At 36.7% G+C, this 15737-nt stretch carries 11 protein-coding genes and 1 other RNA gene; 7 read left to right on the forward strand and 5 right to left on the reverse strand.

Annotated elements, in window-relative coordinates; all coding sequences use genetic code 11:
* Window positions 1-90 precede the first annotated feature (90 nt).
* The 4 genes from ACMGGO_RS03470 (at window position 91) to ssrA (ending at window position 4586) form a co-directional block, all read left to right on the forward strand.
* On the forward strand, window positions 91-837 hold the full coding sequence (locus ACMGGO_RS03470; RefSeq protein ID WP_420281586.1) for an alpha/beta hydrolase: 747 nt from the start codon (window positions 91-93) through the stop codon (window positions 835-837).
* A gap of 37 nt (window positions 838-874) precedes the next feature.
* Window positions 875-3346 carry a ribonuclease R gene (gene rnr / locus ACMGGO_RS03475; protein WP_048390899.1) on the forward strand — a complete coding sequence of 824 codons (2472 nt, stop codon included), beginning with the start codon at window positions 875-877 and terminating at the stop codon, window positions 3344-3346.
* Between the two features lie 71 nt (window positions 3347-3417).
* Window positions 3418-3885 carry an SsrA-binding protein SmpB gene (smpB, locus tag ACMGGO_RS03480; protein ID WP_048390901.1) on the forward strand — a complete coding sequence of 156 codons (468 nt, stop codon included), beginning with the start codon at window positions 3418-3420 and terminating at the stop codon, window positions 3883-3885.
* A 345-nt stretch (window positions 3886-4230) separates the two neighbouring features.
* Window positions 4231-4586: a transfer-messenger RNA gene (ssrA, locus tag ACMGGO_RS03485) on the forward strand.
* Between the two features lie 145 nt (window positions 4587-4731).
* Here ssrA and ACMGGO_RS03490 read toward each other — a convergent pair.
* The 5 genes from ACMGGO_RS03490 to ACMGGO_RS03510 form a co-directional block, all read right to left on the reverse strand.
* A complete protein-coding gene (locus ACMGGO_RS03490; RefSeq protein ID WP_420281587.1) occupies window positions 4732-5895 on the reverse strand; it encodes a tyrosine-type recombinase/integrase in 1164 nt (387 codons plus the stop codon).
* A 289-nt stretch (window positions 5896-6184) separates the two neighbouring features.
* The gene (locus ACMGGO_RS03495) at window positions 6185-7363 is read right to left on the reverse strand and encodes a tyrosine-type recombinase/integrase (protein WP_420281588.1); all 1179 of its coding nucleotides are present in this window, start codon (window positions 7361-7363) and stop codon (window positions 6185-6187) included.
* Window positions 7364-7442: 79 nt separating this feature from the next.
* Window positions 7443-7628, reverse strand: coding sequence for a helix-turn-helix domain-containing protein (locus ACMGGO_RS03500; protein ID WP_289449719.1), 186 nt, complete (start codon window positions 7626-7628; stop codon window positions 7443-7445).
* A gap of 105 nt (window positions 7629-7733) precedes the next feature.
* Complete coding sequence (locus tag ACMGGO_RS03505) at window positions 7734-9434, reverse strand: YfjI family protein (protein WP_420281589.1); 1701 nt, start codon at window positions 9432-9434, stop codon at window positions 7734-7736.
* Between the two features lie 607 nt (window positions 9435-10041).
* Window positions 10042-10482: a hypothetical protein gene (locus ACMGGO_RS03510; RefSeq protein WP_420281590.1), complete on the reverse strand. Its 441-nt coding sequence runs from the start codon at window positions 10480-10482 to the stop codon at window positions 10042-10044.
* A 493-nt stretch (window positions 10483-10975) separates the two neighbouring features.
* Here ACMGGO_RS03510 and ACMGGO_RS03515 point away from each other — a divergent pair, with 493 nt between their 5' ends.
* From ACMGGO_RS03515 to brxC, 3 genes are read left to right on the forward strand one after another with little or no spacing between them, the layout of a single operon-like run.
* On the forward strand, window positions 10976-11587 hold the full coding sequence (locus ACMGGO_RS03515) for a BrxA family protein (RefSeq protein ID WP_420281591.1): 612 nt from the start codon (window positions 10976-10978) through the stop codon (window positions 11585-11587).
* Window positions 11565-12116, forward strand: coding sequence for a BREX protein BrxB domain-containing protein (locus ACMGGO_RS03520; protein WP_420281592.1), 552 nt, complete (start codon window positions 11565-11567; stop codon window positions 12114-12116). The genes ACMGGO_RS03515 and ACMGGO_RS03520 overlap by 23 nt, the downstream gene beginning before the upstream one ends.
* A gap of 12 nt (window positions 12117-12128) precedes the next feature.
* The gene (gene brxC / locus ACMGGO_RS03525; RefSeq protein WP_420281593.1) at window positions 12129-15704 is read left to right on the forward strand and encodes a BREX system P-loop protein BrxC; all 3576 of its coding nucleotides are present in this window, start codon (window positions 12129-12131) and stop codon (window positions 15702-15704) included.
* Window positions 15705-15737: the final 33 nt, after the last annotated feature.

Consider the following 15737-nt stretch of genomic DNA (forward strand, 5'->3'; position numbering starts at 1 on the left):
GCAATAACCAATGTCATCCGCTGGGCAACATTGAGATGACGAGAATGGGTATAGTATGTATAAGTGTTTTAGAATGAAGGAGTGCTTACAGTGAACAAATCATTATCACAGCCATTTTTCTTTCAGGCAGGACCACGTGCTGTTTTATTATTACACGGCTTCACAGGAAGCTCTGCAGACGTACGAATGCTTGGTAGATTTTTAGAGAAAAAAGGGTATACTACATTAGCACCTCACTATAAAGGTCACGGTGTGGAACCAGAAGAACTAATCACAACAGGTCCAGCAGACTGGTGGCAGGATGTTATTGCCGCCTACAAACAGTTACAGGATGCTGGCTATCAGGAAATAGCCGTTGCTGGCCTTTCATTAGGCGGTGTTATGGCATTAAACGTTGCATTAAATAATCCTGTTAAAGGAATTGTGACAATGTGTGCCCCTATGACAATGCGTACAACCGACGTTATGTTTGAGGGTGTCTTGAAATATGCAAGGGACTATAAAAAGTTCCAAGGGAAACAGGAAGAGCAAATTGAAGCTGAAGTTACAAGCATTGCTGACAAAGGCATGCCATCTCTACAGCAGCTACGAGAATTTATAGCTCGCACTCGTCAAGAAATTGACATGATTTACGCGCCTATTTTCGTCGTACAAGCTACAAATGATGAAGTAATAGAGACAGAATCTGCCAACATTATATATAATCAAACTGAGTCACTTGAAAAGCACATCAAGTGGTATGAAAACTCAAAACATGTTATTACATTAGATCAAGAAAAAGATCAATTACATGAGGACATTTATCGCTTTTTAGAAAGCCTAAATTGGGCACAATAATTATAAATAGGATTTTCTCATGAAGGAGGGAATATGTATGAAAGATCAAAAAGATACACTACAAAGTCGTTTACTCGATTTTTTCAGCAAAGATGATTATAAACCACTAACCGTCGGTGAAATCGAGGATGAATTCGGCTTTGAGGATGCGGAGGAGTTCAAGGAGCTTGTGAAAACACTTGTCCGCATGGAAGGGCAAGGCTTAGTTGTACGCTCTCGCTCCAATCGCTATGGCCTACCAGAGCGTATGAATTTGCTAAGAGGTAAATTTATCGGACATGCGAAGGGCTTTGGCTTCGTGACACCTGATGTCGAGGGCATGGATGATGTGTTCATTCCGCCGCATGAAATTAACGGTGCCATTAACGGAGACATCGTTCTGATTCGTGTTTTAAAGGAATCATTTGGTGATCGACGTGAGGGTACGGTTACAAAGGTCGTCGAGCGTGGGCAAACAAGCTTTGTCGGCACATTTCAGGCTAACCGAGGCTTCGGCTTTGTTGTCCTAGACGATAAAAAGCTACCAATGGATATCTTTATTGCCAAAGGAGATACATTAGGAGCTGTCGATGGACATAAGGTTGTTGTTGAGGTAGCAACATGGCCAGAGGATTTAAAATCCGCTACAGGCTATATTACAAAAATTTTAGGGCATAAAAATGATCCAGGTGTGGACATTTTATCCATTTTATATAAGCATGACATTCCACCTGAATTCCCTGATGAAGTCATTGCTGCTGCACAGCGCGTGCCCGATGAAATTACCGAGGCCGATTTAGTAGGTCGTCGTGATTTACGTCATGAAACGATTGTGACAATTGATGGTGCAGATGCAAAGGATTTAGATGATGCTGTAACCGTAACAAAAAATGTAGATGGTACGTATAAGCTTGGCGTACATATTGCAGACGTAAGTTATTATGTAACGCAAGGCTCAGTCATTGACATTGAAGCTTACGATCGTGCGACAAGTGTTTATTTAACAGACCGTGTCATTCCAATGATTCCACATCGCTTATCAAACGGCATTTGTTCATTAAATCCACAGGTTGACCGTTTAACACTATCCTGTGAAATGATTATTGATGCGAATGGTAATGTGGTTGCACACGAAATTTTCCAAAGTGTCATTAAAACGACTGAGCGTATGACGTATAAGGACGTTTACAAGATTTTAGAGGAGCAGGATGAGGCACTAATTGAACGCTATGAGCCACTTGTTCCAATGTTTAAAAACATGGCTGAGCTGTCTGGTATTTTACGCCGTAAACGCGAAATGCGAGGAGCTATTGACTTTGACTTCAAAGAATCCAAGGTGATCGTAAACGAAGAAGGATGGCCCGTTGATATTGAATTACGTGAACGAACAGTAGCGGAGAAATTAATTGAAGATTTCATGCTAGCTGCCAATGAAACAGTGGCAGAGCACTTCCACTGGATGAATGTACCGTTTCTATACCGTATTCACGAAGATCCAAAGCCTGAAAAGCTTCAACGCTTCTTTGAATTTGTCACGAATTTCGGGATTTTAATTAAAGGTACTGGTAATACCGTTCATCCTAAGGCATTACAGGATGTTTTGAAGGCAATTGAAGGTATGCCAGAGGAGCCTGTTATCTCAACGATGCTCCTACGTTCAATGCAGCAGGCGAAGTACTACCCAGAAAGTCTTGGACACTTTGGCTTATCAACGGATTTCTATACACACTTCACATCACCAATTCGTCGTTATCCTGACTTAGTTGTACACCGTTTAATTCGCACGTATTTAATTAACAAGGATACATCGAGAGAAACCATTGCACAGTGGAGTATGGCAATGGATGAAATTGCTGACCACACATCTGAGCGTGAACGTCGTGCTGTTGATGCAGAACGTGATACAGACGCACTGAAAAAAGCACAATATATGTCCGACAAAATTGGCGAAGAATTCGAAGGAATTGTTTCATCCATTACAAACTTCGGTATTTTCGTGGAGCTACCAAACACCATCGAAGGACTTGTCCATATTAGTAATATGACTGATGATTACTACCGCTTCGATGATCGTCAAATGATTATGATCGGGGAACGAACGAATCGCCAATTCCGTATTGGGGATGAAGTGACAGTTCGTGTGGCAAATGTCATTATTGAGGAGTCATCCATTGACTTTGAAATCGTTGGAATGGTAACTTCATATGGACGAACACGCAAAGCAGCACCAACTGTTATTCATGCACGTAAAAATTACAGCGATAACAAAGGTGGACGCAGTCGCCGAAGCACACGCAGTGATGAGGAAAAAGGCGGGCGTGGTGGCAATCGTAGAGGCGGTCGTCAAGAGGATGACCGTGGAACTCGTAGCTCATCAAAGCAAGGTGAACGACGTGAAAGTGACCGTGATCCACGTGGACGCCGCAAAGATGACTCAAGCCCAGGTCCAAAAAAACGCGTGAAGCAAAAGCAAAAGTTCTATGAGGGCATTGCCAAAAAAGGCAAAAAGAAAAAAACAAAACGTAAATAAGCCTAAGCGAAAGTATCCATTGAAAGGGTGCTTTCGCTTAAGCTCAACCTTTTAAGTAGAGGGTGAAAGATATGGCAAAAGGTTCTGGTAAAGTATTAGCACAAAACAAAAAAGCAGGCCACGACTACTTCATCGAAGAAACAATCGAAGCAGGCATGGTCCTAACAGGTACAGAAATCAAATCCATCCGTGCAGGCAAAGTTCAACTGAAAGACTCCTTTGTCCGCGTCCGCAATGGCGAAGCATGGATCAACAATATGCACGTTAGCGCCTTTGAACAAGGCAACCGCTTCAATCACGATCCACTACGCACCCGCAAGCTGCTGCTCCACAAAAAGCAAATCGGCGAGCTAGTCGGTGCCGTAAAACGTGACGGCTACACAATCGTTCCATTGAAAATGTACATCAAGGATGGCTACGCCAAGCTCCTAATTGGCATCGGTAAAGGGAAAAAAGACTACGACAAGCGCAGCGACATGCGCAAAAAAGAAGCCAAACGCGAAATGGAACGTGCCTTCAAAGCAAAAAATCAATATTAATAGATTTAGAGAAAAGCTCACTGCGGATAGCGGTGAGTTTTTTCGTTGTTGGGTGGGGCCAGCGAGTGTGGCGGATAGAATGGCGAAAGTGACGGATAGAGGTTGAAAAGTGGTGGATAGCATTGCAAAAGTGCTGGATAGCAGACTTAATCTGGCGGATAGTATTTATAGCTAAGCCAATTTTTTCAATTAAAGCGGTACACTTGAACTCTCTCTCATTTTGTTTTATAATATGTATTACTGATTGCCAGATTTCATGGAAGCGTACTTTTAAGCTCCCACCGTACTAGAAGCAATTCTAGCTCTTTGTTTGAACGAGGCCAAGCTGCTTCGCTTCATATTCAAGGGGACGTTACGGATTCGACAGGGATGGTTCAAGCTTTGGTCGCGCGTCGGAGGGCTCGGCTCCGTCATCAACGACAGTTATATAATAACTGGCAAACAACAAAACTTAGCTTTCGCAGCGTAAGCTCGTAAGCGCTCTGCCTCTCTATCGCCCATGTAGAGAACGTGGGGCCCAACTTTAGTGGGATACGGTCGATGGTGCCACCTGAGTCATCGGCAAGAGATTTCCAGGTTAGCGTACAGGACGCCTGTTTGTCGGCATAATGTTACGTGAATCGTAAATAGGCAAACTACACGCGTAGAAGCTGAAGTATTGGAGTTTCTGGACGCGGGTTCGACTCCCGCCGTCTCCATACAGTGAAATTTACTGAATTTCATGGAGTGTCATAAATGTTGATATATCAACGTTTATGGCGCTTTTTTATTGCCTTTGAGTTGTACTGAATAGGATTGAATCCTTATTAAAAACCTTATTAACCTTTGTTAATCCTTTGTTAGGAATTAATCGGATTCATTGTTTAAAAAGGCTGTAAATTTATTAATAGTACCTTCTTTCGTTTTTCGCGTAACATGGGCATAAATTTCTAATGTTGTTTTCACATCGTTATGGCCTAAACGATACTGAACTTCTTTAATTGAGGCACCCGCTTCGAATAACAACGAGCAATGTGTGTGACGTAGTCCGTGTGTCGTAATATGCACCAAACTGTGTTTTACAATGAAGTCTGAAAGCCATTGTACAGTTTTATTAGGGTCTTGAAGAACGTTGTAAATATTAGAGAACACTAATTGTTGCTTCTTATTAGTGTTAATCCCTTTCTCAGCAAAAATCTTTTCTTGCTCACTTCGCCATAATTTTAAAATCTCAATGGTTTCTTCATCAATTTTGATTGTTCGAGGTTTACCATTTTTTGTTGGTCCAAGATAAAGCCCTTTCTCGCCACGTTTCACTGCTTTAGTAATTCGAACATCAAAAGTATCAAAGTCGATATCCTTCCATTTTAAAGCGAAAATTTCCCCTTTACGCATTCCAGAGAAAGCGAGCAAACGAAAAACAGCTCGCTTTTTAATATTAGGATCTTCTTGTAAAAGGGTTAAGAACTGTACAAGCTCCTCACGCGAATAAAAATTTTCAAACTCTTCATCGTCCTCATCAATTGAAATTTTTGCTTTGATAATAGGCATTTCGATTAATTCAAAAGGGTTATTATCAATGATGCCATGTTTCATAGCGTACTTCATAACAAGAGCTGCATAGTTCTTCACCATTTTGAAGCGCTTTAGTTTTTTGGCCCATTGGTTTACATGCTTTTGACAGATTGCGGCATCAATATTAGCAATTCGATATGAACCGAAGGCAGTTAAAATGTGATTGCTGAAAATACGTTTAGTTTTTAATAGGGTGCTATCCTCTACTGTATTTTCATATTGTTCTAACCATAATTCATAGACCTCTTGATACGTGTCTTTAGAAACTTTTCCGAAAGTACCATTTTTAATTTCTTGTTGCAACTCATAATAAGCCTCTTTAGCTTCTTTCTTTGTTTTAAAGCCGCTACGAGTAGTTGTTTTTTCCTTGCCTGTTAATGGATCTGTGCCAATATAAATGTGGAATTTATATCGGATTTCATTAGTTTTTAGTTTGTAACTTTTAATATTAACCATATGTTCCTCCTGTTTCGTGCTTACGGAGACAAAGAGGTTGTAGTAACTAGTACTACAGTTTCAGTTTATGTGATAGGCTACGCTTTAGCAAATAAGACATTGTAAGACAACAAAAAACGCAATAGAGTTTTGAGGCTCTATTGCGTATTAAATAAATATTTATTCGATTAGATATCGGGAGGTGCAGAGTGGAAAGTCATAGAATGAGAATTCCTTAGAGGCACTCTTCGTAACATTTTAAGTCCGGTATTTTCTTTTAAATTTCATTTTTCATCTGTTTTCCTCCTGATTAATTGATATCAAATTCTTTATAGTAATCAAGTAAACATTGTAAAGTATTTTGTTTTATTTTATTTGTAGCATGCGAATAAAACATATGAGTCGTATTCTCCTTTTTTGAATGTCCTACACGATCCTTAATACCAAAAAAGTCTGCTTCGGCTTCAAGAAGGTGTGTCACGTGGGTATGGCGTAAACCATGAACTGTAACATACTTGATATTAGCTTTATCAATAGCTTCAGTTAGATAGTCATTTGGAGAACTTGTTTTTAAACATTTATTGACTGTGTTATTGAAAATTATCTGTTCGTTATCCGATTTACGAGGTAGACCCAATTGCTTCAACTGTCTAAATTGTAACTCTTCCCATGTTTTCAACATCTCTAAGGTTGTAGGGTCTAAAGGAATAATATGACTAATTTTCCCTTTGGTAAGACCAACATTTTTACCCCTGTTATGTTTTGAATAGGAGTAAGCTGAATGAATCGAAAGTTGTCCGTTATCAAAATCTACATCAGACCAGGTTAAAACCAATAATTCGCCTTTACGCATCCCTGTATACATAAGAAGACGTAATAAACATTGTTTTTTATAATCTAGTTCGGGTAAAACTTGAAGTAATTTTTTGAAATCTGCTACTTCGATGTAATTATCGTTTTGAGTATGAGGTACTTCCTTTGGAATTCGTGCAAACTTGAAAGGATTTTTATGAATATCTCCGAGACGAAACGCTGTTTCCATAACATCTGAAGCATAGTTAACAATGTGATGAAAATACTTCAGTTTTTTTGAAAGTCCGATAGCAAATTGCTCGCACATTGCGACATTAATTTTTGCTAATTTCTTTTCGCCGAAGAACGGTAAAATATGATTTTTAAAATAACCCTCTGTTTTAGAGTAAGTACTCATCGTAATTCCTGATACTTTATATGCTTCGTCCCAAAATACATAAGCATCTTTAAACGTCTTTAACATATTTGAGGGATTTAGCCCGTTACTAAATTCAAATTTTAACTTTTCAATTGCTCGCTCCGCTTGTTTTACAGTTTTAAATTTACTTCGGGTTACGATTTTTTCTTTACCTGTTAAAGGATCAACGCCAAGGTATACGGTAAAACGAAATACTGTTGTTCCATCCTTTAATTGATATGATTTAATTTGTGGGTACTTTTTTGAAATATTTAGCATGTTATATATCCTCCTCGATTGAATTTTATTTAATTGAAGATATTAGTTTTACGAAGTAATTCTCCTCAAATCTCTAGTTTTAAAAGCTATTTTGTTTCATAAATTCATCTAATGCTGATTTTGATACGCGTCGAATACGACCGATCTCTGCTACTTCTAATCCCTTTGCACGAAAAGTCATTAGCGTTTTATAAGATACATTTAAATACTCAGCAGCGGTTTTTAAATTCATCCATTCTTCATTTTCTAAATCACGTGGTTGCATCCGAATTTCCTACCTTTCTCTTGCTATAAGACTTGAAATTTAGCTTTGTTTTTTAAAAGCTGGAAATATAATAACAGCCATTTTCTCATATTCGAATAGCTACTGTTAAATTTTTTTATTATTGTTTACAAAGGGAGATAAGATAATAAATTCTTTTCGTCCTGATTTACCACCTAAGTCAAACTGGATAAAGCCACGCTCTTCTAAAATTTTTAGTACTAGGTTAAAGGCTGGGGCAGTAGTAAAAATCTTTTTTGTCTTTTGCCATAAATCTTGCTTAGAAACTTTACGCTGTTTCTTTTCTTCTGTTAGTAGTTCTAACTTACCTAGTAAATATTGCGCCATATCGTTCGATTCCTTGCTAAACATGATTCCATAAGCGTTAGTAATTTGGGAATCAAAATATTCCTTTAACTTTAGTGCCTCCTTTAACGTTTTTACTTCAATTGTTGTAGGAATATCTGATTTATCCTTTGCAATGTAGGTGTGTTTAGCAACATGTAATAAACCTGTAATTCGTAATAAATTACCGATAATTTTTCCACCCCAACTTTTTAAGGAGTCACAATATAGCTGTTCTGGTAAAAATAATGTCTCCACATGGTGTTCAAATTTCTTCAGGACATCGTATGATTCCGAGGAAAGTTCAAGTGCAACTGAATCTTTACCTTCGAAATTTAGTAGTTTAGAAATTAAATTGTTATATAAATATTTAGTTTCTGAATCTACTGGTTTAGCATTGTACACATCTCGTTTACCTAATAAATCTTCAGGCATAGAGATTAAAAAACGAGGAATTAAGCCTCGATCAATGATTTTCTGAGGCATATCCTGAATAACGGTCGGCTGGGCTGAGATGCAAATTGTTACTAAAGGTTCTTCTATTCGTTCAGTATCTCTTGAGATTCGGTCAGTTCGCAGGGAGTCACCCGAATAACCCTTTAAATACACATCTAGTTTACTTGCTTCAAATTTAATAGATGATTTTAACCGTTCAAATAAATCTCCTTCTGAAGAGGCAATTGCAATACGTTCAGAATTTTGGGAAATCCTAGATACTATTACTTCTTCAGTTGAATTATCTAAAATGAGAGTTGGAGCTGGCTTTGGTTTTAATTTTTCTCTTAAGGTCCACAAATTTTCCAAATCGTCTAGTGGCTCAGTGTCACCTGATTTTGCATATTCATTTTCAAGTTTATCTATACGCCTATTTAGTAAAGATAGATGTTTTTCATTCTTTTTCTGCACTTCTTGATGCGATTTAATAAGATTCGATTCATAATCGAATAAAGGTCCCATCATTAATCCAAAAACAGCCGACTTACGATTTGATGCTTGTAATAGCACGGCTGTGTATGTGTTTAAAGGTTCTTTCCATCCTTTAATTGGTTCAACGTGAAACTTTTTTTGTAAAACAGTTGATAGTACACCAATTAAACAAATTGCAGCAAGATCTACTGGGGTCTGGGTAAAGCGACTTACTGCTAAAACCATATTTTTTAAAGTGTTAGGAAAAATATTAACGTCAAATTGCTTTAGAGCTGATTCTTCAAATGTTATGGGTGGTTGCCATTCAAATCCATATTCATCTAGGCTATTAATACTTTCGTACAACTCTTCAAACAATTTAATACTTGATTGTTGTCCGTCGCTTTGAACATTAGGTGGCTTTTCCTTAGCATGTTTTTTTTCACTTTTAATATCTAGTTCTAATTTTGCTTCAGCTAATTTTAGTTCTGAAAAATCGTCTTCTACTTCTTGATTTTCTTCTTGTTCGAATTCATTACATTCCTGATTGTTTTGCATATCGAATTTTCCTCCGTTATTACTATTTTCATGCCTAAGTACCTAAAGATTAAAAAAATGCATTAATAGCAACCCTTCCGGATAGGGTGCTGTTGAATCCTAGAAGGACTAAAAAGGCTTGTCCTACTAAAATTTGAAGTATTCTACCATGGCTTTTTAAGTATTCGAATAGCTTTGATAATTTTTTTGATTATTTTCGAAAATGTAAATGCCAATGAATTGTTTCAAATCTGCAAATCATTATATCTTTAAATTTATTAATTCTTATAGGTCTAAAGAATCTTTTTGAAGGTTGTAAAATAGTATTGTAATTAGCAATGAAAAAAGCAAAAAGGGTCACCCGTTAGGACAACCCTTTTCGCTTTTTGATATATGATTTGGTTTCAATTGAGGAAAAATAAATTTTGCATTTAATTATTAGAAAGGAAGGCTTTCATTACTAGTTCAGGCTTTTTATCCTTATCTGATTTTACATAGTTACTTTGACTATATCTTTCTAAAAATGTTTTCTGTTTTCTTCCGCCGCTAACTTAGCTAAAAGAGCCTTTTCTTCAAGTTGGCGTTCAAAAGCTTCCTTTGCCTGTAAAAAATGTTCAGCGTATTTTGATTAATTATTAATTTCGATGTCTAGGTCCGCTAGGCTAAGTTTTTCATTGTTTATTTTAAATGCTTGAGCAAATGTTAGCTTATAAGGCATTGAGAAGAAGTGTGCATTAAGTGGTAAAGTGTTTGGGTGTTCTAAAACATGGAAAGCTTCAATAGAAATGGCTTCATTAGCAGGCGTAATATACATTATACTTTTCACGTTTAAGTCTGTTTTAGGTAACTTTAGTACTGCCTGTAGGTCCCCTAATTCCCCTAGTTGTTTTAAAAAATTCTTCCAATGAATATCCGCTTTTTGACTTGTTAACGCCTGTAGTTCGGTTTTCCATAGAACAAGTGATTGTCCATCAATATCAATGCCCAGATGGTTGCGCTCAATGAAAAATAGTGGTTCATAACCTAATGATGCATAATAATTTTTTTTGATTTGAAATGGATTTTGCAATAGTGGATCTGTAGAGGCGGTAATGTTAGTAACAACTGTAATTGCGACGTATAATCATTAATTTTTAAAGTGATGTTTGGGATGTGTTTTGAAAAGTCTTGGTTCAGATATCCGGGAGTGAATGTAACGTGTAGATATACTTTTGCCAATACATTTAATTCGTCGTTTATTAGGGCTGCTATGTGTGGTTGTCGTGGAGTGTCGTTCTTCTTTTGCTTTTCATACTTGCTATAGCATGCTTCGCTTTGTTTAGAAGCTTCACAACTTTCCTATGATTATCGATTTCAGGTGCGGGTAAGTTTTGCAGGATAATGTAAAGTCTATCATCGTTTGTATGCCAAGCTTCTTTTATAATAGAACCTCCTGTAAAATGCTATTTATAAGTTATACGAGTAACTATATTGAAGGTTTCACTATTTGGAATATAAATCAATTACCCATTTGTATAGGCAATCGTTATACTTATAGTAAGAATAAAAATGGAGGTCATAATATGGAATACTCTGCGGGAATTACAAGTGAACGTTGGTACCAGCAAGACATTGAGTATGTTTTGACCTTATTAGAAAAAGGTCTGAGTCGAGAAGGAATTCGAAAAATTGTATTAATTGAAAATCCATTTTTAGTGAAAACAGAGTCTGCCTTACAAAAGAGATTTCAGTTAGCTTATAAAAGAGCTATTAGTTTAACTAACGAGCTTAGGAGCTACTATTTATCAGGAACTAAATACGATCAAAAAGCATTAATTTTATATACATTTTTAAAAACATATCGCTATGCATATGAAAGCTTATATGAATTAATTATTTATCGCTATCAACAGAAAAATAAGCAATTGGTTTTAGCCCATTTAGAATCATTTATGGAAGAAAAGGAGCAACAATCGAACAAAATTGCGAATTGGAGTATTGTTTCTAAGAAAAGAATCAATAATACACTACTATTATTATATAAAACGAGTGGTATAATAGACCTAAGTGAAGGCATTTATACAATTTCACCATTACATGTAAGTCCACAATTAAAAGAATACGCATTCAAAAATGATCCATTATTAACGGCAATAATTACGTTACGGGTAGGTGGAAATATTGACGATTTATAAAAGGCTAGAACAATTAGAAGCACGAATTCATCAAGAAGGCTTTACTAAGCCTACTGGTATTGGCAGTGAAATCCCGCACTTTGTATTTGATTATCCAGCAGAAGACGAGTTAATCGTCCGTACATATACTGAAGGGCTATTAAAGCGAACGCAATTGAATATTAAAGAAATCAACTTATTTGAATTCTTGCTTGCGTTATTTGAAGACGATTTAGAGGAACTTATTGAATTAGCTGAAGAAGAAGGATACGAAGAACTTTCACAAGCGATTCAAACAGTACTTGAAGATCGTACGCTATTAGTAGATAGCTTTATTGAAAAAGCAGAGGATGCAGAGCTAATCTTTATCACAGGGGTAGGCACAGTTCATCCGTTTATAAGGTCTAGCCATTTATTAAAGAAGCTATCGAACCATGCATTTAGGACGCCATTAGTACTTTTTTATCCAGGCCATTTTACAGGTCTTGATTTACGTTTATATAATCAATTCCGTCATGAAGACGAATATCAAATTACACGAATTTCCTAGGGAGTGCTTCAAATGATCATTAAAGATATTTTTAAAGAAGATATTAATCGTCCTATTAATGGTGTTGTACAAGCCGGACAAACAGACGAAGAAACAATTCACACAGAGTTAAAGGAATACGTTGTCACAGATGAGATTTTAAATAGCTTAAAAGATTTTTATAAAAACTATGAAGACGTTTATAAAGTACCTACAAAAGACGTGGGTGTTTGGATATCGGGTTTCTTTGGTTCAGGTAAATCTCATTTTTTAAAAATTCTTTCTTATCTATTAGATAATAAAGAAATTAAAGGTCGTGCGCCATTTCAATATTTTGATGACAAAATTACTGATGAAATATTATTAGCAGCGATGCGTCGAATAGGCGCTAAAGAGTCTGATGCACTATTATTCAATGTTGGTTCTGAAGCAAGCACAAATGCGACTCGCGGTAGTAAGGAAAGTATTATTGAAATCATTTTACGTATTTTCAATGAACATGTGGGCTATTCAACAACACTTTGGGTGGCGGATTTTGAGCGACAATTAGAGCGTGAAGGAAAGTACCTTGCTTTCACGAATAAAATTGAAGAACTTTACGGCGATCCGTGGCAAGACTATCGTTTAAAATTCCGTATGCGTTTCGGGAAAATGATTGCGGCATTAACTGAGATTGGCTATGACGAAGCATCGGCTGATTTTATGGTGCGCAATGCGCAAAAGGAATTTAGTATTTCAGCGAAAGAGTTAGGGAAACTAATCGCTGAATATTGCGTGTCAAAAGGTTCAGATTACCGTTTAGTATTCCTAATTGATGAAGTAGGTCAATACATCGGTATGGACAACAATTTAATGTTGGACTTACAAAACGCAGTGGAAGAAATCGGTGCTGCAACAAACGGACAAGCTTGGATTGCAATTACGTCACAAGAAAGCATTAAATCAGTGGCAAATGTAGTCGATACAACGAGCTTCTCGAAAATCCAAGGCCGCTTCAAAACACGTATTAATCTATCGAGTTCAAATACAGATGAAGTATTAAAGCGCCGCTTATTAGAAAAAAATGAAACAGCCAAGAAGACACTTGAAACGATTTATGAGCCAAATGAACAATTAATTCGTAACCGTCTATCTTTTGATAGAGAAAAAACACAATACCGTTCAGCTTACCGCACTACTGAAGAATTTGTTGCGATTTATCCGTTTGTACCTTATCAAGTGGAACTTTTACAGGCAGTGCTTGAAAAAATCGGTATTCATGGTGAAGGAAGTTCTTACGCGTCACGTGGGGAGCGTTCACTACTAAAATCATTCCAAGATGCTGCAATGAAGCATAATGGGGACGAAGTTGGCACATTAGTAACAATGGCCGAGTTTTATCCAACGATTCGACAGCACTTAGAGTCAACGATTGTACAAACGATTACGAAAGCAGAAAGTCGAGCCATTAATAAAGAAGGATTATATGCTGCAGATGTTGATATTTTAAAGGTCCTTTATTTAATCAAAGGCGTTGACCACATCCAAGCAACACCAAATAATATTGCAGCGCTATTGCTAACACACATCGATGCTGAGCAAAACGAAACATCGATTAAAGAATCGTTAAATCGTTTAGAACAAACGATGTTCATCGAAAAACATGCGGACGGTACGTATTCATTTCTATCAGATGAAGAACAAGAAATTAATAGCGAGATTCGTAATGTTGAAATTAATGTAAGTACAATTAAGGCAAACTTAGCAGAGACATTTTTCTCTGAAATTTACGATAAGCCGAAATTTAAGAATAGCAATGGCTTTATCTTTGAATATAATAAGCGCTTTGATAACTATTCGAAATCAAATATGAAATACCCGTTAACGATGCAAGTCATTACAGGCTCCATATCGTCAGCAGAAGCGACTTTACAATCCGTTGAAGGACAAATGGTTGTGTATTTAAACGAAGAGCTAGTTGCGGAGGCGGAAGAAGCAATTCGTTTATCGGAGCAAATTCAACGTTACGTATCTGCAAAGCGTAACCCAAGTACAACACAAGCACAACACCGTATTTACGATACAAAATTAGCGAGTGTCGATGATTATGATAAAAAAGCAAAAGAACTATTAGCAAAAGCGTGTGAATCAGCAACGTTTTATATTCAAATGCAAGAGCGTATATTCCGGGGAAGCTTTGAAAAGCAAGTAAATGATGCATTTGAAATGCTCGTACAGAACACATTTAAGTATTTAGAATATATCGATGAGCCAATACCTATGAAAAATGTTACGGTTGAATGGAAACGTATATATGAACAAGGAATTCAGCAAGATTTGCTAAATACAACAGGGAATATTCGAGCTTATAATGAAGTGCTTCGTTATTTAGAAGAGCTGATTCGTTTACATCAAAAGCCATCATTAAAAGAGGTAATAGATAAATATAGCCAAATGCCATATGGTTGGACAGAAATTGATACAATCGGAATTTTGTTAGCGTTAATGCATGATAGTAAATTGAAATTTACGATTACAGATGAGCTATTTAGCCCAACTAGCGCAACGGACTTTTATACAAAATTAAATCGTACAACAGATCGCGATAAAATCCGTGTAGTACCTGAAATTGAAGTCGATCCGAAAGTACGTCGAGACTTCATGGTATTATATAAAGATTTATTTGGTCGATTAGATGGTGGCGATTCTTATCAAGAGTTTGCAGACGCTTTAACTGTGGCAATGGATAAACATTTTAACGAACCACTTCAAAATATTACGGATCGTTATCAACAAGGTAATTCCTCTCAATATCCGTATCCTGAATATACAAAAGTGGTCGCAATATCAAATGACATAAAGCGCTTAATACAAATTCGAGATCCGGAACAGTTAGTGAAGGCTTTCATCGATGCTGAGGATGAATTAATTGATGCACAAGAGCAGCTAGAAGGTTTAGCAGGATTTTATTTAAATGCACCAATTAAACGGTTTGACGAAGCTGTACAATATTTAAAAGCTATTCAAAATGATTTAACACATACACAATCTGATGAAGTGAAAATGTTAAAGAAACAGCTAACGGACATTTTAGTGAAATCAGAGCCGTATCGTGATATCCCGTTAATTCCATCAATCATTGAAAAGTTACAGCAAGCAATTGCGCAAGAAGTTATTGAACATAAGAAAGCAGTTGGTACACAAATTACACAGCTGGAGCAAAAATTAAGTGAGCTTCAAGAATACTATTCAAATAACGAAGTGGTAAGTAGCTTAATTACTGAAAGAATGCCTCGATTTACGAATACACAGCAACAACTCCTAGCAGCTGATAGTTTAATTATGATTCAAATGAAATTAAGTGAGCTTCGAGATGTGACAATACAAATTCAACAAGCTGCAAAACAAAAAGAAGACGAATTGCTTCGTGTAGTGGAGACGCCAGTAGGCGCTACACCACCGCCAATTGTACGGGAAAAAGGTATGAAAGTCATTTCATCGCAAACGCTACGCGGCATGTTAGTAAAAACGGAAATTCAAACACAATCAGAATTAGATGATCTATTAGCAGATCTTAAACAGCAGCTATTAAAAGAGTTAAAAGACAACACGTTAAAATTTGAATTATAAAAGGGAGGGGATTTCCCCTTCTTTTACTTATAA

This window comes from Lysinibacillus sp. BNK-21, from assembly GCF_048684915.1.
GTDB lineage: Bacteria > Bacillota > Bacilli > Bacillales_A > Planococcaceae > Lysinibacillus > Lysinibacillus capsici.